The 16,629-nt window shown below is 56.4% G+C and carries 18 protein-coding genes; 4 read left to right on the forward strand and 14 right to left on the reverse strand.

Annotated elements, in window-relative coordinates:
* Positions 1 to 68: 68 nt before the first annotated feature.
* The 10 genes from pepB to trmJ form a co-directional block, all read right to left on the reverse strand.
* Complete coding sequence (pepB, locus tag L977_RS10790) at positions 69 to 1,355, reverse strand: aminopeptidase PepB (RefSeq protein WP_045281159.1); 1,287 nt, start codon at positions 1,353 to 1,355, stop codon at positions 69 to 71.
* 53 nt (positions 1,356 to 1,408) lie between these two features.
* Positions 1,409 to 1,609, reverse strand: coding sequence for a Fe-S cluster assembly protein IscX (iscX, locus tag L977_RS10795; protein WP_014171178.1), 201 nt, complete (start codon positions 1,607 to 1,609; stop codon positions 1,409 to 1,411).
* 1 nt (position 1,610) lies between these two features.
* Positions 1,611 to 1,946: an ISC system 2Fe-2S type ferredoxin gene (gene fdx, locus L977_RS10800; RefSeq protein ID WP_003860652.1), complete on the reverse strand. Its 336-nt coding sequence runs from the start codon at positions 1,944 to 1,946 to the stop codon at positions 1,611 to 1,613.
* Between the two features lies 1 nt (position 1,947).
* On the reverse strand, positions 1,948 to 3,798 hold the full coding sequence (hscA, locus tag L977_RS10805; RefSeq protein ID WP_047625744.1) for a Fe-S protein assembly chaperone HscA: 1,851 nt from the start codon (positions 3,796 to 3,798) through the stop codon (positions 1,948 to 1,950).
* A gap of 14 nt (positions 3,799 to 3,812) precedes the next feature.
* Complete coding sequence (gene hscB, locus L977_RS10810; protein ID WP_003860657.1) at positions 3,813 to 4,328, reverse strand: co-chaperone HscB; 516 nt, start codon at positions 4,326 to 4,328, stop codon at positions 3,813 to 3,815.
* 76 nt (positions 4,329 to 4,404) lie between these two features.
* The gene (iscA, locus tag L977_RS10815; RefSeq protein WP_003860659.1) at positions 4,405 to 4,728 is read right to left on the reverse strand and encodes an iron-sulfur cluster assembly protein IscA; all 324 of its coding nucleotides are present in this window, start codon (positions 4,726 to 4,728) and stop codon (positions 4,405 to 4,407) included.
* Between the two features lie 13 nt (positions 4,729 to 4,741).
* Positions 4,742 to 5,128, reverse strand: coding sequence for a Fe-S cluster assembly scaffold IscU (iscU, locus tag L977_RS10820; RefSeq protein ID WP_003860661.1), 387 nt, complete (start codon positions 5,126 to 5,128; stop codon positions 4,742 to 4,744).
* A 24-nt stretch (positions 5,129 to 5,152) separates the two neighbouring features.
* A complete protein-coding gene (gene iscS / locus L977_RS10825) occupies positions 5,153 to 6,367 on the reverse strand; it encodes a cysteine desulfurase (RefSeq protein WP_008502157.1) in 1,215 nt (404 codons plus the stop codon).
* Positions 6,368 to 6,483: 116 nt separating this feature from the next.
* Positions 6,484 to 6,975, reverse strand: a complete 492-nt coding sequence (iscR, locus tag L977_RS10830; RefSeq protein ID WP_008502158.1) for a Fe-S cluster assembly transcriptional regulator IscR — start codon at positions 6,973 to 6,975, stop codon at positions 6,484 to 6,486.
* Between the two features lie 304 nt (positions 6,976 to 7,279).
* On the reverse strand, positions 7,280 to 8,005 hold the full coding sequence (gene trmJ / locus L977_RS10835) for a tRNA (cytosine(32)/uridine(32)-2'-O)-methyltransferase TrmJ (protein ID WP_008502159.1): 726 nt from the start codon (positions 8,003 to 8,005) through the stop codon (positions 7,280 to 7,282).
* Positions 8,006 to 8,136: 131 nt separating this feature from the next.
* Here trmJ and suhB point away from each other — a divergent pair, with 131 nt between their 5' ends.
* On the forward strand, positions 8,137 to 8,940 hold the full coding sequence (gene suhB, locus L977_RS10840; RefSeq protein ID WP_003860668.1) for an inositol-1-monophosphatase: 804 nt from the start codon (positions 8,137 to 8,139) through the stop codon (positions 8,938 to 8,940).
* A gap of 60 nt (positions 8,941 to 9,000) precedes the next feature.
* Here the strand turns inward: suhB and L977_RS10845 are convergent, their stop codons facing one another.
* Positions 9,001 to 9,981, reverse strand: coding sequence for a nickel/cobalt transporter (locus L977_RS10845; protein ID WP_014884827.1), 981 nt, complete (start codon positions 9,979 to 9,981; stop codon positions 9,001 to 9,003).
* Positions 9,972 to 10,610, reverse strand: a complete 639-nt coding sequence (locus L977_RS10850) for a DUF1007 family protein (protein WP_014884828.1) — start codon at positions 10,608 to 10,610, stop codon at positions 9,972 to 9,974. The genes L977_RS10845 and L977_RS10850 overlap by 10 nt, the downstream gene beginning before the upstream one ends.
* Before the next feature lie 125 nt (positions 10,611 to 10,735).
* Between L977_RS10850 and csiE the strand changes: the two genes are divergently transcribed.
* The gene (csiE, locus tag L977_RS10855) at positions 10,736 to 12,013 is read left to right on the forward strand and encodes a stationary phase inducible protein CsiE (RefSeq protein WP_023337632.1); all 1,278 of its coding nucleotides are present in this window, start codon (positions 10,736 to 10,738) and stop codon (positions 12,011 to 12,013) included.
* On the opposite strand, the gene L977_RS10860 is transcribed toward csiE, so the two are convergent.
* Positions 12,014 to 13,153 (reverse strand): 3-phenylpropionate MFS transporter, encoded by a 1,140-nt coding sequence (locus tag L977_RS10860; RefSeq protein ID WP_023338677.1) that lies wholly within the window; start codon positions 13,151 to 13,153, stop codon positions 12,014 to 12,016.
* A gap of 172 nt (positions 13,154 to 13,325) precedes the next feature.
* Here L977_RS10860 and L977_RS10865 point away from each other — a divergent pair, with 172 nt between their 5' ends.
* Positions 13,326 to 13,748: a DoxX family protein gene (locus L977_RS10865; protein WP_014884830.1), complete on the forward strand. Its 423-nt coding sequence runs from the start codon at positions 13,326 to 13,328 to the stop codon at positions 13,746 to 13,748.
* A gap of 54 nt (positions 13,749 to 13,802) precedes the next feature.
* Here L977_RS10865 and glyA read toward each other — a convergent pair whose 3' ends face one another.
* Positions 13,803 to 15,056, reverse strand: a complete 1,254-nt coding sequence (gene glyA, locus L977_RS10870; protein ID WP_008502165.1) for a serine hydroxymethyltransferase — start codon at positions 15,054 to 15,056, stop codon at positions 13,803 to 13,805.
* A gap of 304 nt (positions 15,057 to 15,360) precedes the next feature.
* Here glyA and hmpA point away from each other — a divergent pair, with 304 nt between their 5' ends.
* On the forward strand, positions 15,361 to 16,551 hold the full coding sequence (gene hmpA, locus L977_RS10875; RefSeq protein WP_047625745.1) for an NO-inducible flavohemoprotein: 1,191 nt from the start codon (positions 15,361 to 15,363) through the stop codon (positions 16,549 to 16,551).
* Positions 16,552 to 16,629: the final 78 nt, after the last annotated feature.

Below are 16,629 nucleotides of genomic sequence, written 5' to 3' on the forward strand. Positions count from 1 at the left end.
GCGCTACGCTTGCACGGGCCTACGGGTTTTGTAGGCCGGGTAAGCGTAGCGCCACCCGGCAAAAAAGGTTACTCAGCCGTCAGCAGGTTCGCCACGGTACGCACGCCCAGACCGGTCGCACCCGCGGACCACTGTTCTACCGCTGCTTTACGGTAGGTTGCGGAGCAGTCGATGTGCAGCCAGCCTTCGTGATAGTTCTCAACGAAGTGAGACAGGAAGCCTGCTGCGGTACTTGCCCCTGCCGGATACGCCGCGCTTGCGGTGTTATTCAGCTCGGCAAAGTTGGACGGCAGCTGGCTGCGGTGGAACTCGGCCAGCGGCAGACGCCAGAATGGCTCGTTTTCCGCAGCAGCGCTTGCCAGCAGGCGTGCGGCCAGCTTGTCATCGAAGCTGAACAGCGCATGGTAGTCGTTCCCCAGGGCGGTTTTCGCCGCACCGGTCAGGGTCGCCATGTCGATAATCAGCTCAGGTTTCTGCGCAGAGGCGTCAATCAGGCCATCAGCCAGCACCAGGCGGCCTTCGGCATCGGTATTCATCACTTCAACATTTTTGCCGTTGCGGTAGCGAATGATGTCGCCCAGCTTGAAGGCATTGCCGCTGACCATGTTGTCGGCGCAGCACAGGTAAAGCTTCACGCGCTTGTTCAGGCCGCGGGTAATCGCGAACGCCAGCGCACCAGTAATGGTTGCCGCGCCGCCCATGTCGGACTTCATGGAGTCCATGAAGGCGCTCTGCTTCAGGCTGTAGCCACCGGTGTCAAAAGTAATGCCTTTGCCGACCAGACAGGCAAAGACAGGCGCTTCTTTATCGCCGGTTGGGTTGTAATCCAGCGCCAGCAGGACCGGAGGTCGCTCAGAGCCACGGCCTACGGTGTGGATACCCATATAGTTCTGCTCGCGCAGGTCTTCACCTTTGGTGATGCGGTAGGACATTTTGTCGCCCGCCACGCCGCACAGCAGGTCAACGGCGCGCTGCGCCAGCTGCTCAGGACCTAACTCTTCCGCCGGGGCGTTGATGGTGTCGCGTACCCAGTCGATGATCTGCAGGCGGCTTTCCAGCTCTTTCTGACCGGCGTCGTCGAGGTTTGCCCACTCAATTTTGCGGGTGCCTTTCGGACCTTTGTACCCCGCCCAGAATGCCCAGCTGCGGTCGGTGTCCCAGCCTTCGCCTTCCAGCGAGACATGTTTGATCCCCAGACCGTCGATTTTGCGCGCGGCGCGCTGGATCAGGCCCAAATCATCGTTGCCCGTCAGGTGCAGGGTAATACCGTCGTTATTGATGCTGTAGCTGGCTTTCTCGCCCCAGCGCGCGTCGGCAGGCTGCGTAGAGAGCGTAATCTTCATCGCTTCGGTCATTTTATTTATCCTTATTAGCAAACGGGCCGCCTGAAGGCAGCCCGTTAAGTGATTTACTCTGCTTCATCTAACCAGACTAACAGAATCGCCTCCAGAATTTTTTCATTGGATGCGTTTGGATCGTCGTCGAAATCGTCTAAATCGCAGATCCACTGGTGCATGTCGGTGAATCGTACGGTTTTCGGATCGAGATCCGGGTTCGCGTCGTAGAGCGCTTCGCCGATCTCACGGCTGTCTGTCCACTTCAGTCCCATATTAATGCTCGCGTGCGTGGTTGATAGTGTAGCGTGGGAATTCCACGACCAGATCTTCGTCGGTCACCGCGGCCTGGCAGCTTAAGCGGCTGTCTGGCTCCAGACCCCATGCTTTATCCAGCATGTCGTCTTCGTCTTCGGTGCTTTCGGCGAGCGAGTCAAAACCTTCACGCACGATGCAGTGACAGGTAGTGCAGGCACAGGATTTTTCACAGGCGTGTTCCACTTCGATACCTGCGCGCAGGGCAACATCGAGAATGGTTTCGCCGGTCTTCGCTTCCAGAACAGCGCCATCCGGACAAAGGTCCGCATGAGGCAAAATAACAATCTTTGGCATATTAAACCTCGTCCACGGACTGGCCTTTCAGCGCGACGCGGACGGATTTGTCCATGCGGCGAGCAGCGAAGTCCTGGGTTTGTTTATCAACGTTTTTAATGGCTTCTTCTATTGCGTCAGCATCATTGCCCATGGCGACGACGCTTAAGTGCGCGGCAGCCTCGTCAATCACCTGACGCTCAGCGGCGCTTAACAGCGCGGCATCGGCATTGAGTGCCCCGGTCAGGCTTTCCAGCACGCGTGCGGCTTCCACTTTCTGTTCCGCCAGCATACGCGCCTTCACATCCTGCTCGGCGTAGCTCATTGAGTCCTGAATCATGGAGGCGATCTCGCCATCGGTCAGGCCGTAGGACGGCTTCACCTGGATGGACGATTCCACGCCGGTGGATTTTTCCATCGCCGTGACGCTCAGCAGGCCGTCCGCATCAACCTGGAAGGTAACGCGAATATGCGCCCCGCCCGCTGGCAATGCCGGGATACCGCGCAGTGCAAAGCGCGCCAGAGAGCGGCAGTCCTGCACCAGTTCGCGTTCGCCCTGCATGACGTGGATGGACATCGCAGTCTGGCCGTCTTTAAAGGTGGTGAACTCCTGCGCGCGCGCCACCGGAATGGTGGTGTTACGCGGGATGACTTTCTCCACCAGGCCACCCATGGTTTCTAAACCAAGGGACAGCGGGATAACGTCCAGCAGCAGCATTTCACTGTCCGGCTTGTTGCCGACCAGAATATCGGCCTGAATGGCCGCGCCCACGGCAACCACTTTGTCCGGATCGATGGCGGTCAGCGGCGTGCGGCCAAAGAACTCACCTACACGTTCGCGCACCAGCGGCACACGGGTAGAACCGCCGACCATGACCACTTCCAGCACCTCGTCAGCCTCAACGCCCGCATCTTTCAATGCGCGACGGCAGGCCAGCAGCGTGCGTTTCACCAAAGGTGCGATCAGATCGTTAAACTGGTCACGGGAGATTTCCCCCTGCCAGCCCGCCACGTTCACGGTAACCGTCTGCGCATCGCTGAGGGCAATTTTGGCGTCGATGGCGGCATCCAGCAGTTCACGCTGGATGCGCGCATCGCTGCGATCGGCAATCCCCGCCTGCTCACGAATGTAATCCGCCAGCAGATGGTCGAAGTCATCGCCGCCCAGCGCGGAATCCCCGCCGGTCGCCAGCACTTCAAATACGCCACGGCTTAAGCGCAGGATGGAGATATCAAAGGTACCGCCGCCGAGGTCGTAAACGGCAATCACCCCTTCCTGACCGGAGTCGAGGCCATAGGCAATGGCCGCCGCCGTCGGTTCGTTCAGCAGGCGTAATACGTGCAGGCCCGCCAGACGGGCGGCGTCCTTGGTGCCCTGACGCTGTGCATCGTCAAAATAGGCCGGAACGGTAATCACCACGCCGTCGAGATCGCCGCCGAGCGTCGCCGTAGCGCGCGCTGCCAGCGCCTTCAGGATGTCCGAAGAAACACGGATCGGGTTAAGCAGACCGGCCTCGGTCGCGATCATCGGCAGGCCGTTTTCACTTGCCTGAAGCTGATACGGCAGATGCGGGTAACGGGTCTGAATATCGGCCAGCGAACGGCCCATCATGCGCTTAACCGAGCTGATAGTGTTGGCCGGATCGCGCGCGGCGTTGGCGCGCGCGTCGTAGCCTACCGCGTGACCCTGCTGCTGGTAGTGGACCACGGAAGGCAGCAGATGGCGGCCCTGCTCGTCAGCCAGCGTTTCCGCCTGGCCGCTACGCACGGTCGCCACGAGAGAATTGGTGGTGCCCAGGTCAATACCCACCGCCAGACGACGCTGGTGCGGTGCGGCACTTAAGCCAGGCTCACTAATTTGTAATAAGGCCATAATTGCTTCCGAAATTAAAAATCGAGCAGCTTTTCTTCGAGTTGTTCAGCACTGCTTCGCAGTTTATCGAGAAAACGGAGTTTGCGCACAGTGTCTGCCGCCACGTCCCAGGTCTCGTTGTTCAGTTGCTCCACCATCTGCTGATGGCGGGTATCAAACATACCCTTCACGCGCGTGATAAAGCTTTCCAGGCGCGCTTCGTCTTTGGCCTGTTCAATCTCATCCAGCTCTTCGCGCAGCTCCAGCTGTTCCATCAGAAACGCCGTATCGCGAACGGTATGCTGTTCGCTCGCCAGATCAAAACCGTGGAGCGAGAGCAGATATTCAGCACGCGCCAGCGGATGACGTAGCGTCTGCCAGGCCTGATTAATGGTGGCAGAGTGCGAAACTGCAGCCAACTGCTCGGCCTGCGTCCCGCTGGCGAATTTATCCGGATGGTACTGACGCTGCAAATCCTGAAAACGGACCGTCAGCGCCTGAAGATCGATCGGGTATTGAGCGGGTAGTCCGAAGAGAGTGAAGTAATCCATAACAATCTCAGGGGTAGCCTGTTAGAACAAACCCCACGCGCAGCAAAGCCACGGTGGGGTTTCGGATGACGCGCGGTTAAACGTGGAAGCTTTCGCCGCAACCACACTCGTCTTTGACGTTCGGGTTCGTGAATTTGAACCCTTCGTTCAGGCCTTCTTTGACGAAGTCCAGCTGAGTGCCGTTGAGGAATTGCAGGCTTTTGCCATCGACCACCACCTTCACGCCCTTGTCTTCAAACACGGTGTCATCAGACGCCGGCTCGTCAACAAACTCCAGTACGTAAGCCATACCAGAACAGCCGGAGGTACGTACGCCCAGTCGCAGGCCAAAGCCTTTACCACGGTTCGCCAGAAAAGAGCTTACTCGCGCGGCAGCGCTGTCGCTAAGGGTAATCGACATACTCAAACCTCAATTATTTTGCTTCACGTTTGCTTTTGTAATCCGCAATGGCGGCTTTGATCGCGTCTTCTGCCAGAATAGAACAGTGAATTTTCACCGGTGGCAGTTCGAGTTCTTCAGCAATATCCGTGTTCTTGATTGCCTGTGCTTCGTCCAGAGACTTGCCCTTCACCCATTCGGTGACCAGGGAGCTGGACGCAATGGCAGAACCGCAGCCGTAGGTCTTGAAGCGCGCGTCTTCAATGATACCTTCATTGTTGACTTTAATCTGCAACTTCATCACGTCGCCACACGCCGGTGCACCCACCATGCCGCTACCAACAGATTCGTCGCTGTTGTCAAAAGAGCCAACGTTGCGCGGGTTTTCGTAATGATCGATGACTTTTTCGCTGTATGCCATGATTGAATTCTCCTTATGTGCCGATTAGTGATGTGACCATTCAATGCTGTTCAGATCCACGCCCTGCTTAAACATTTCCCACAGTGGAGAAAGGTCGCGCAGACGGCCGATGGAGTTACGAACCAGCTTGATGGTGTAGTCAATCTCTTCTTCGGTAGTGAAACGACCTAAAGAGAAACGGATAGAGCTGTGTGCCAGCTCGTCAGTCATACCCAGCGCGCGCAGCACGTAGGATGGCTCCAGGCTTGCAGACGTACAGGCAGAACCGGAAGAAACGGCCAGGTCTTTCAGGGCCATGATCAGCGACTCGCCTTCAACATAGTTGAAGCTGACGTTGAGGATGTTTGGCGCGCCCTGCTCGAGATCGCCGTTCAGATACACTTCTTCCATATCCTTCACGCCGTCCCACAGACGGTTACGCAGCGTGCGCAGGCGTGCCATCTCGGTTTCCATCTCTTCTTTCGCAATGCGGTAGGCTTCGCCCATGCCCACGATCTGGTGAACAGGCAGCGTACCGGAACGCATGCCGCGCTCGTGACCGCCGCCGTGCATCTGTGCTTCGATGCGGATACGTGGCTTACGACGAACGTACAGCGCACCAATCCCTTTCGGGCCATAGATTTTGTGGCCGGAGAAGGACATCAGGTCCACTTTCAGCTGGCTCAGGTCGATAGGCAGTTTGCCCACGCTCTGGGTCGCATCTACGTGGTAGATAATACCGCGCGCACGGCACATTTCGCCGATGGTGGCGATGTCCTGAACGACGCCGATTTCGTTGTTGACGTGCATGATGGAGACCAGAATGGTGTCATCACGCATCGCTGCTTCGAGCTCTTTCAGGTCGATGATACCGTTGCTCTGCGGCGCCAGGTACGTCACTTCGTACCCTTCACGCTCTAGCTGACGGCAGGTGTCCAGCACGGCTTTGTGTTCGGTTTTGCTGGTGATAATGTGCTTGCCTTTTTTCTGATAAAAGTTGGCTGCACCTTTGATCGCCAGGTTGTCGGATTCGGTCGCACCGGAGGTGAAAACAATCTCACGCGGGTCGGCACCCACCAGGTCAGCAATCTGATTACGGGCGATATCAACCGCCTCTTCAGCATGCCAGCCAAAACGGTGTGAACGGGAAGCTGGGTTACCAAAGTTTCCGTCCAGGGTCAGACACTGCATCATTTTCTCGGCAACACGCGGGTCCACCGGCGTGGTTGCGGAGTAATCGAGATAAATCGGTAATTTCATTGCTCTATAAACTCCGTACATCGCTTCAATGCAAGGAATCAGGCAACCGGCTGGATGTACGACCGAGTACGCGGGGCGCGATGCCCCGGCCTGATTCTGAAATACTTATCGTTTTATTACGCGCGCAGTTTGACGTCGATGGCGTCCTGTGCACGGGTGCTGCGTTGGGAATCATGGCTGTGCTGACGGCCTGATACATCCAGAACTTCCTGGTTATTCACCAGCTCACCGAGGGTGATGTTGTTCAGGAAGCCGGTCAGACGGTCGCTCAGATCGCGCCACAGCGCGTGGGTCAGGCACTTATCGCCGCCCTGGCAGCCGCCTTTACCCTGGCAACGGGTCGCGTCGACGGATTCGTCAACTGCGCTAATCACTTCACCCACTGCAATACTGCCCGCGTCTTTACCCAGCAGATAACCGCCGCCCGGGCCACGAACGCTGGAAACCAGTCCATTTTTACGCAGTCTGGAGAACAGCTGTTCCAGATAGGAGAGGGAGATCCCTTGTCGTTCAGAAATATCAGCCAACGGAACCGGGCCCGCTTCGGAGTTGAGCGCAACGTCCAGCATCGCGGTCACGGCATAACGCCCTTTAGATGTCAGTCTCATGTCTTACTTAACCTCAAACTCGCCCCTGCCCGGGGTTTTTTATTGTAAAATGGGGGTATTGCATAGCAGGGCCAAGTCTGACATTCCTGACTAAAATGGTCAACTATTTACTTGACTGTTTTAGTCAGGTATTTAACCTTCTGTGCCGTTTTTTGTCGGGTGGCGCTGCGCTTACCCGACCTACAAAACCGTGTCGTATCACAAGGGTGCTGCCTGATGCCCTCACCCCAGCCCTCTCCCACGGGGAGAGGGAGAATGCGTGGTAGGTCGGGTAAGCAAAGCGCCACCCGGCAAACAGACGACACTACTCTTTATTCTTCTGCTCAATCGACGCCAGAATGCCGCGCAGGATGTTCAGCTCCTGGCTTTCCGGGCGCGCGCGGGTGAACAGACGACGCAGCTTGTTCATCACCTGGCCTGGATGGCCTTCACGAATAAAGCCGGTCGAAAGCAGCGTCTGCTCCAGGTGACCATAGAAACGCTCCAGGTCATCCACCAGCGGGTAGGCCGTCTCTTCTTTAGGCTCTACCTCTTTCTCCTGCGTCGCCAGCCACGCCATACGCACTTCGTAGGCGATCACCTGCACTGCCATCGCCAGGTTCAGCGAGCTGTATTCCGGGTTAGCGGCAATCGCCACATGGTAGTGGCATTTCTGCAGTTCGTCGTTGGTCAGGCCAACGCGCTCACGGCCAAACACCAGCGCAACCGGCGCCTGTTCTGCCTCAGAGACACTCTTCAGACCGCATTCGCGCGGGTCCAGCATCGGCCACGGCAATGTGCGGGAGCGAGCGCTGGTGCCGACCACCAGGCTGCAACCTGCCAGCGCTTCGTCGAGGGTATCGACGATCTGCGCGTTGCCAATCACGTCGCTGGCTCCGGCGGCCAGGGCGATGGCCTGCGAGTCTGGCTTCACCAGCGGGTTAACCAGCCACAGGTTCGTTAAGCCCATGGTTTTCATAGCGCGGGCAACGGAGCCCATGTTGCCGGTGTGCGATGTTTCGACCAGCACGATTCGAATGTTTTGCAGCATAATTTTTAGTGTCTGAATTCAGCGTCTGAAGAATATTCGGGCATATTATCATAAACGAGAGACATAATCCGATCCCGCTGCTATACTCTGCGCCGATTTTCCTGTTCTTTAACATCCAGTGAGAGAGACCGATGCATCCGATGCTGACCATCGCCGTGCGCGCAGCGCGCAAGGCGGGTAATGTAATTGCCAAACACTACGAAACGCCAGACTCCGTAGAAACCAGCCAGAAAGGCAGCAATGATTTCGTGACGAATGTCGATAAAGCCGCAGAAGCGATTATTATCGAAACGATCCGCAAATCTTACCCGCAGCACACCATCATCACCGAAGAAAGCGGTGAACATGAAGGTACCGATCAGGATGTTCAATGGGTTATCGATCCACTGGATGGCACCACCAACTTCGTTAAACGCCTGCCACACTTCTCTGTGTCTATCGCCGTACGCATCAAAGGCCGTACTGAAGTCGCTGTTGTGTACGATCCAATGCGTAACGAACTGTTCACCGCTACCCGCGGTCAGGGCGCACAGCTGAACGGCTACCGTCTGCGCTGCAGCAACGCTCGCGATCTGGACGGCACCATCCTGGCGACCGGTTTCCCGTTCAAGGCGAAACAGCACGCAACCACCTACATGAATATCCTGGGCAAACTGTTCACCGAATGCGCGGACTTCCGTCGCACCGGTTCTGCTGCGCTGGATCTGGCTTACGTGGCGACCGGCCGCGTTGACGGATACTTCGAGCTGTCTCTGAAGCCATGGGATTTTGCCGCGGGCGAGCTGATCGCACGTGAAGCAGGTGCCATCGTGTGTGATTTCACCGGCGGCCATAACTATATGTCTACCGGCAACATCGTTGCAGGTAACCCACGTGTCGTTAAAGCCATGCTGGCAAACATGCGTGATGAACTGAGCGACGCGCTGAAGCGTTAATCGAGCGTATTATGCCCGGTGGCGCTACGCTTACCGGGCCTACAAAATCCCTCAGGTACGTCAGAAAGGCCGCAATCCCCTTCCCACCGGCACCGCGCTCATCCACATCGTCACCGCCGCCACCAGCAGAATCACCCCGCCCGCCAGCGCGAGCGTTGTCCATCCGACCTGTCGCCACAGCACCGGCGTTTTATTGCCGCTGAGTTTAACCGCCAGCTGACGGAAGCTGTGCACCAGCAACGCCAGCGAAGAAATCGTCAGTGACGTTCCAGCCGCCATCGCCAGCGCAGAAAGCATTCCCCAGCCAAACACGCCAATCACCTTGCTGAACAACAACACCATGATTGCCCCCGAGCACGGGCGCATCCCCATCGAGAGCACAATCATCAGCCGCGCACGCCAGTCATCACCGTTCTGTAGCTGTTCCTGCGTCGGCAGATGCTGATGTCCGCAGCCACAGTTTTCATCGTGAACGTGATGCGGCGTAAAAGTCCTGAATTGCGGTTTTTGCAACAGCGCGCGCAGTTTTTTCAGTGCTCGCCAGCAGAGGATCAGCCCCAGCACGCCCACCAGCGCATAGCTCCCCTTTTCCAGCCAGAAGCTACTCATGTGCAGCTGCCGGGCTGGAAGCTGAAGAAGTGAAAGCACCACGACAACCAGCCCAATCGCCACGCCCCCCTGAAGCAGCGAGGAGGCCAGCGTAAGACCCATGCTCGATTTCAGCTTCGACGGATGGGTCGCAAGCCAGGTGGTGATAACGATTTTGCCATGCCCAGGCCCCAGCGCATGCAGCACCCCGTAGATAAAGCTGAACGCCAGCAGGGAACCGCCCGCTTTCGTTGGGTTCTCCGCCACCGCTTTCAGTAAACCACTCATCTGCTGGTTCACCTCGCGTTGCCAGATGATGCTTTTCATCATCACCTGCGGCCAGGCCTGCCACAGCCAGAGCGAACCGCCAATAGCTAACAGTATAAAAAGCGCCAGCGGCCAAAGATGAAGCCAGCGGCGAGATTTGCGGGACGGAGAAGCGATCACTGACATTGTAACGTCACCTCCTGCGCGAACTGTTTACCCAACTCCATGTCCTCCGGTGGCGCATCTTCTTTATCAAGAGAGACGGCAAAGTTCAGCGTCTCTTCGCTGGGCTTCGGGGTGTGAACCGCCATTTTGCAGGTTTTCTGCAACGAGGCCGGAAGCTGTACATCGCTCTCGTCGGCGTAGTGCATGTCGACGTAGTAGGTGGGGTCAAAAGTGGAAAAAGTATATTTTTGCCCTGCCAGCGGCTGCGGGTGCGCCAGCGGAAGGACGAACGTCAGCACCGCCTGATGCCCGTCGCGTGACATACCATACTCCGTGGGTCGGTTAAGAAACTTCACCTTCTGGCCGTTATGCCAGAACTCGGTGAAGTAGTGCTGACCCAGCACGTTAGCCATCACTTCCGCCGCCAGCTTTTTCCAGATTTCATCGCCGGGCTTCGCATTTCCCGCATCATAAAGCAGGTCAGCCGAGGTGATTTCATCCATCGTCCAGCGCATCTTCAGGCCACTTAACTGCGTGCCGTCGGTGACCAGTTCGGTTTTCAGGCTGATAAAACTGTGAGGATGTGCGCAGGTGGTGAAGGAGATAACCGCCAAAAATAACGCCATCGCACTGTGTTTAACTGTCTGCATCAATTCCTCACGTCAAAAATTCTGTGATGTTCTCCAGCAATCCTGAGTGAAAGGCCTGCCGGCGCGCTTTTCAGCCCCCATCCTTTAGCTATTCTTATCAAACATTCACACTGGATACCCGACAGATGATGACGACGCTTGAAATTCCATCTGTGCTTTCCAGTTCGCAGCGCCGTTGCCAGGTGCTTTTAATGCTTTACCTGCCCGATGCTGCCGTCACCGCACAGAGCATAATCGCAGCCAACGGCGTGGACGACGTCCTGGCACGGCAAGATATAGCCGAGACGCGCGATGAAATCCAGCGCTATCACCGGCTGGATATCGTCACGCACCACGACGGCAGCTACCGGATTGAAGGCACTGCCCTGAACCAGCGTTTATGCCTGCTGCACTGGCTGCGCAGGGCGCTCCGCCTTTGCCCGCAGTTTGTCTCGCACCAGTTTACGCCAGCGTTAAAAACCGCGCTTAAACAACACGGCATCGCGCGGCCACTTTACGACGATGCTAACCTGCGGGCGTTAATCAACTTCTGCTCGCGCAAGCTGCAGCGGCAGTTTGAGTGTCGCGACATCCAGTTCTTACAGCTCTACTTACAATACTGCCTTATCCAGCACCACCTGGGGAATACGCCACAATTTTCCCATGCCCAGCGCAGTTGGACGCAGTCGCGGGGAGAGTATTTTACGGCGCAGGAGATCGTCCGTCACTGGAAGCGGCGCGTTCCTCAGGGCGCGCATGTGGATGAGCAGTTGTTTCTGGCGCTGCTGTTTATGATGCTCCGCACGCCCGATCCGGTGCTCGATAAGCACCAGCAGGATGAGCGTTTGCGTCGCGCCATCGTGCGCATGGTGGCCCGTTTTCGCTCGCAGACCGGGATGAACTTCAGCGACGAGCAAGGGCTGACCGATCAGCTGTATATCCATCTGTCTCAGGCGCTGGACCGTTCCCTGTTTGAAATTGGCATCGACAACAGCCTGCCAGAGGAGATCCATCGTCTCTATCCCCGGCTGTTACGCACCACGAAAGAGGCGTTGTTTGAGCTGGAAGCGGAGTTTGGCCTGCGTTTTTCCGATGAAGAGATGAGCCTGGTCGCGGTGATTTTCGGCGCCTGGCTGATGCAGGAGTCCGATCTCCATGAAAAGCAGGTGGTGCTGTTGACCGGGGAAGATAAATCCTGTGAGGAGCTGATTGAACAGCAGCTGCGCGAGTTGACGCTGCTGCCGCTCAATATTCGCTATCTGACGTTGCAGGCTTTTCAGAAAGAGGGCGCGCCGCGCGAAGCCGCGCTGGTGGTCACCCCCTATCCTGTTGCCCTGCCGCTGTTCTCGCCGCCGTTGATCCACGCTGTTGAATCACTGAATGCGCAGCAGCAAGAGCATATTCGCGCGATGCTGGAGTCGTAGTTACGCGCGTGCGGCCACTTTTGGTCGAACAAACATCGCCGGTAGCGCCACCAGCGCCATTACCCAGAAGACGCCGTGCCCGAGGTGTTGATACAGGAAACCGGCAAAGACCGTCATCACCGCAATACTGCCGCCCATTGCTACCGCGGAATAGACCGACTGCAGACGAATCACGTCCCCGCCCTCACGCGCAGCGATATAGCGCATCGCCGCCAGGTGACATACGGTGAAGGTGCCGCAGTGCAGAATTTGCGCCACGATCAGCCATGGCAGATCCGTCGTCCAGCCCATAATACCCCAGCGTGCCACGCCGCAAATCGCCGAAAGCAGCAGCAGATCGCGCGCGCCAAAACGGCGGAACAGCTTTTTGCTCAGGGCGAAAATAATGACTTCGGCCACCACGCCCAGCGACCAGAGATAACCAACCGCAGAGGCAGAGTAGCCCGCCCCCTGCCAGTAGATAGCGCTGAAGCCATAGTACGCCGCATGCGCCCCCTGAAGCAGACAGACGCACGCCAGAAAGCGCCAGCTCTGTGCGACCAGGCTCCGCCAGGCTGGCCAGCCCGCGCTCTCCTGATGGCGACTTTCTCCCTGCGGCATCACGGATGGACGTAACAGCATTCCGAGCAGCATCGACGCTATCCCGATGCTCAGCAGAGCCAGAATCGCACGGTAGTCGTAAAGGCTGACCAGTTTCCCCACCAGCGCGGAACCGATAACAAAAGCAATAGAGCCCCACAGGCGCACGCGGCCATAGTCCATGGTGATCTGCTTTTGCCAGGTGTTCGCCAGCGCATCCGTCAGAGGAACCAGCGGAGAGAAGAACAGGTTAAAGCCGACCATCACCACCATCAGCCAGGCAAACTGATGGCTTACCCAGAAGCAGGCGACAAAGACCAGGGTGAGCAGCGCGAGAATGCGTACAGCCTTGATCAGCAGAGAGGGATCGCTGACGCGCGGGGCAATCAGCAGGCTGCCAAGAAAACGCGCCACCAGTCCGGCCCCCAGCAGAACGCCGATGGTCTCTGGAGTCAGGCCGATTCCCTTGAGCCAGACGCTCCAGAATGGCAGAAAAATACCGTAGCTAAAGAAATAGGTGAAATAGCTGAGCGCCAGCCAGCGCGTGGAATGCAAGACCATGAATCCCTCCCGAAATGGAGGCCATAGTCTGGCGAGAATAGAAAAATTAAGCAAGTAGATAGCCTGCTATAAATTAACGAAAAATTAACATATCGTGCAGTCGTCAGGCTTATGGCAGGGAATGAAAATGTGTATTACGTTTAAATTACTCCACTTGCAGAGGTTTTCTGCCATGAACTCACTACGTTATCTCGATTTTGGTCAGTCACGCCATCTGTTGTTGTTGATTGCCCGTATCGCGCTTGTCGTCCTGTTTATTATCTTTGGTTATCCGAAACTGACGGGGTTTAGCGGCACCGTACAATATATGACCTCGCTGGGGACACCGATGCCCATGCTGGCGGCCATTATTGCGGTGGTGATGGAAGTGCCAGCCGCCATCCTGATCGTACTGGGCTTTTTCACCCGCCCTCTTGCCGTGCTGTTTGTGTTCTACACGCTGGGCACGGCGGTGATTGGTCACCATTACTGGAATATGACCGGTGACGCGGTCGTACCGAATATGATTAATTTCTACAAGAATGTCAGTATTGCGGGCGCATTTATATTGCTGGCGATTGTGGGTCCAGGCGCAATATCCCTTGACCGCCGTTAAGCCATAAAAAAAGGCCGCACGCGCGGCCTTTTAACGTTCTGCTGAGCAGAGGAATTATGCGTATACCGGGAAGCGTGCGCAGATATCCAGAACTTTACCTTTGACGCGCTCGATAACCGCTTCGTCATTGATGTTATCCAGAACGTCACACATCCAGCCAGCCAGCTCTTTCACTTCCGCTTCTTTAAAGCCGCGACGCGTCACAGCCGGAGAACCGATACGGATACCGGACGTCACGAACGGGCTCTTCGGATCGTTTGGCACGCTGTTTTTGTTCACGGTGATGTTAGCGCGGCCCAGGGCAGCGTCAGCTTCTTTACCGGTCAGGTTCTTATCAACCAGATCCAGCAGGAACAGGTGGTTTTCAGTACCGCCAGAAACCACTTTGTAGCCACGGTTCAGGAACACTTCCACCATCGCTTTGGCGTTCTTAGCAACCTGCTGCTGATAAACCTTGAACTCTGGCTCCATCGCTTCTTTCAGCGCTACCGCTTTTGCCGCGATAACGTGCATCAGCGGGCCGCCCTGCGCGCTTGGGAACACGGCAGAGTTCAGTTTTTTGTACAGCTCTTCGTCACCGCCTTTCGCCAGGATCAGGCCACCGCGTGGACCCGCCAGGGTTTTATGGGTAGTGGTGGTCACAACGTGAGCGTGCGGAACCGGGTTCGGGTAAACGCCAGCGGCAATCAGACCCGCTACGTGCGCCATGTCGACGAACAGGTAAGCACCGATGCTGTCTGCGATTTCACGCATTTTTGCCCAGTCAACGATACCGGAGTAAGCAGAGAAGCCACCGATGATCATCTTCGGTTTATGCTCTTTAGCCTGCTTCGCCATGTCTTCGTAGTCAATTTTACCGGACTCATCGATACCGTAAGGGATGATGTTGTACAGTTTGCCGGAGAAGTTCACCGGGGAGCCGTGAGTCAGGTGGCCGCCCTGCGCCAGGTTCATACCCAGCACCGTATCGCCCGGCTGCAGCAGCGCGGTGTAAACGGCGAAGTTAGCCTGAGAGCCGGAGTGCGGCTGCACGTTCGCGTAGTCAGCGCCAAAGAGTTCTTTCGCACGGTCGATTGCCAGCTGCTCAACGATATCAACGTACTCACAACCGCCGTAGTAGCGCTTGCCTGGATAACCTTCAGCGTATTTGTTGGTCAGCTGAGAACCCTGTGCCTGCATGACGCGCGGGCTGGTGTAGTTTTCGGAGGCGATCAGTTCGATGTGCTCTTCCTGACGTACTTTTTCCTGCTCCATAGCCTGCCACAGTTCGGCATCATAATCGGCAATGTTCATTTCACGCTTTAACATCCGCATCTCCTGACTCAGCTAACAAGTAAATTTTGGCCTGAAAAGGCAGTCCTGTTGGACGACGGGCAACAGTATAACTGAATAGTTCTGTGATAACAGGTCTTGACAAACGATTTTACGCAAACGTTTTCCTTCACGCCACGCAAGGGTTTGAGGAATAAAGCGCTCCCCTGTTTCAACGGATTTCTTTTCAGGTTTGTGATGCATATTTTTCATCTTGCAAAGAACCATTTACAACGCAGGGGTATTTTTTATAAGATGCATTTAAAATACATCATTAAAGTTACATCAAAAGGACGCGCTCATGCTCGACGCTCAAACCATCGCTACCGTTAAAGCCACCATCCCCCTGCTGGTGGAAACCGGTCCTAAACTCACCGCCCATTTTTACGATCGCATGTTCACGCATAACCCAGAGTTGAAAGAGATTTTCAACATGAGTAACCAGCGTAATGGCGATCAGCGTGAAGCCCTGTTCAACGCCATCGCGGCCTACGCCAGCAACATTGAAAACCTGGCGGCATTACTGCCTGCAGTGGAAAAAATCGCGCAGAAGCACACCAGCTTCCAGATCAAACCCGAGCAGTACAATATTGTCGGCGGCCACCTGCTGGCAACGCTGGACGAAATGTTCAGCCCGGGCCAGGAGGTACTTGACGCCTGGGGTAAAGCCTACGGCGTGCTGGCAAACGTCTTCATCAACCGTGAAGCGCAGATCTATAGTGAAAACGCCAGCAAGAACGGCGGCTGGGAAGGCACGCGCGCCTTCCGCATCGTTGAGAAAACACCGCGCAGCGCATTGATCACCAGTTTTGAATTTGAACCGGTGGATGGTCAGCCGGTAGCGGATTATCAGCCAGGCCAATATCTGGGCGTGTGGCTGAAGCCTGAAGGTTTTCCGCATCAGGAGATCCGCCAGTATTCCCTGACCCGCAAACCCAGCGGCAAAGGCTATCGCATTGCGGTGAAACGCGAGGACGGCGGCCAGGTTTCCAGCTGGCTGCATAACGAAGCCAGCGTGGGTGACGTCGTTCACCTGGCCGCACCGGCGGGTGACTTCTTCATGGCGGTAGACGCTACTACCCCGGTAACGCTGATCTCGGCTGGTGTCGGCCAAACGCCAATGCTGGCGATGCTGGATACGCTGGCGAAAGCAAACCACAGCGCACAGGTCAACTGGTTCCATGCCGCAGAGAACGGCGATGTGCATGCCTTTGCGGACGAAGTGAAAACGCTGGGCGCGACGCTGCCCCGCTTCACCGTGCATACCTGGTATCGCCTGCCAACGGAAGCAGACCGCGCAGCCGCACGTTTTGACAGCGAAGGGTTGATGAATTTAAGCCAGCATGAAGGGGCGTTCAGCGCGCCGGATATGCAGTTCTACGTCTGCGGACCGGTGGCGTTTATGCAATATGCCGCGAAGCAGCTGGTGGCGCTGGGTGTGAATAAAGACAACATTCATTACGAATGTTTCGGCCCGCATAAAGTGCTGTAATGCAAAAAGCCCCTCGAACGAGGGGCTTTTTTTTCGCCGGGTGGCGGCTACGCCTTACCCGGCCTTCAAAACCGTTGG

Source organism: Enterobacter sp. ZOR0014 (assembly GCF_000798855.1).
Classification (GTDB): domain Bacteria; phylum Pseudomonadota; class Gammaproteobacteria; order Enterobacterales; family Enterobacteriaceae; genus Enterobacter; species Enterobacter kobei.

Coding starts and splice junctions, on each gene's coding strand:
- hscA (WP_047625744.1), bottom strand. CDS start 3,798: ATGGCCTTATTACAAATTAGTGAGCCTGGCTTAAGTGCCGCACCGCAC.
- iscA (WP_003860659.1), bottom strand. CDS start 4,728: ATGTCGATTACCCTTAGCGACAGCGCTGCCGCGCGAGTAAGCTCTTTT.
- suhB (WP_003860668.1), top strand. CDS start 8,137: ATGCATCCGATGCTGACCATCGCCGTGCGCGCAGCGCGCAAGGCGGGT.
- iscS (WP_008502157.1), bottom strand. CDS start 6,367: ATGAAATTACCGATTTATCTCGATTACTCCGCAACCACGCCGGTGGAC.
- hmpA (WP_047625745.1), top strand. CDS start 15,361: ATGCTCGACGCTCAAACCATCGCTACCGTTAAAGCCACCATCCCCCTG.
- L977_RS10845 (WP_014884827.1), bottom strand. CDS start 9,981: ATGTCAGTGATCGCTTCTCCGTCCCGCAAATCTCGCCGCTGGCTTCAT.
- csiE (WP_023337632.1), top strand. CDS start 10,736: ATGATGACGACGCTTGAAATTCCATCTGTGCTTTCCAGTTCGCAGCGC.
- iscX (WP_014171178.1), bottom strand. CDS start 1,609: ATGGGACTGAAGTGGACAGACAGCCGTGAGATCGGCGAAGCGCTCTAC.
- L977_RS10865 (WP_014884830.1), top strand. CDS start 13,326: ATGAACTCACTACGTTATCTCGATTTTGGTCAGTCACGCCATCTGTTG.
- glyA (WP_008502165.1), bottom strand. CDS start 15,056: ATGTTAAAGCGTGAAATGAACATTGCCGATTATGATGCCGAACTGTGG.
- L977_RS10860 (WP_023338677.1), bottom strand. CDS start 13,153: ATGGTCTTGCATTCCACGCGCTGGCTGGCGCTCAGCTATTTCACCTAT.
- pepB (WP_045281159.1), bottom strand. CDS start 1,355: ATGACCGAAGCGATGAAGATTACGCTCTCTACGCAGCCTGCCGACGCG.
- trmJ (WP_008502159.1), bottom strand. CDS start 8,005: ATGCTGCAAAACATTCGAATCGTGCTGGTCGAAACATCGCACACCGGC.
- hscB (WP_003860657.1), bottom strand. CDS start 4,328: ATGGATTACTTCACTCTCTTCGGACTACCCGCTCAATACCCGATCGAT.
- L977_RS10850 (WP_014884828.1), bottom strand. CDS start 10,610: ATGCAGACAGTTAAACACAGTGCGATGGCGTTATTTTTGGCGGTTATC.
- iscR (WP_008502158.1), bottom strand. CDS start 6,975: ATGAGACTGACATCTAAAGGGCGTTATGCCGTGACCGCGATGCTGGAC.
- fdx (WP_003860652.1), bottom strand. CDS start 1,946: ATGCCAAAGATTGTTATTTTGCCTCATGCGGACCTTTGTCCGGATGGC.
- iscU (WP_003860661.1), bottom strand. CDS start 5,128: ATGGCATACAGCGAAAAAGTCATCGATCATTACGAAAACCCGCGCAAC.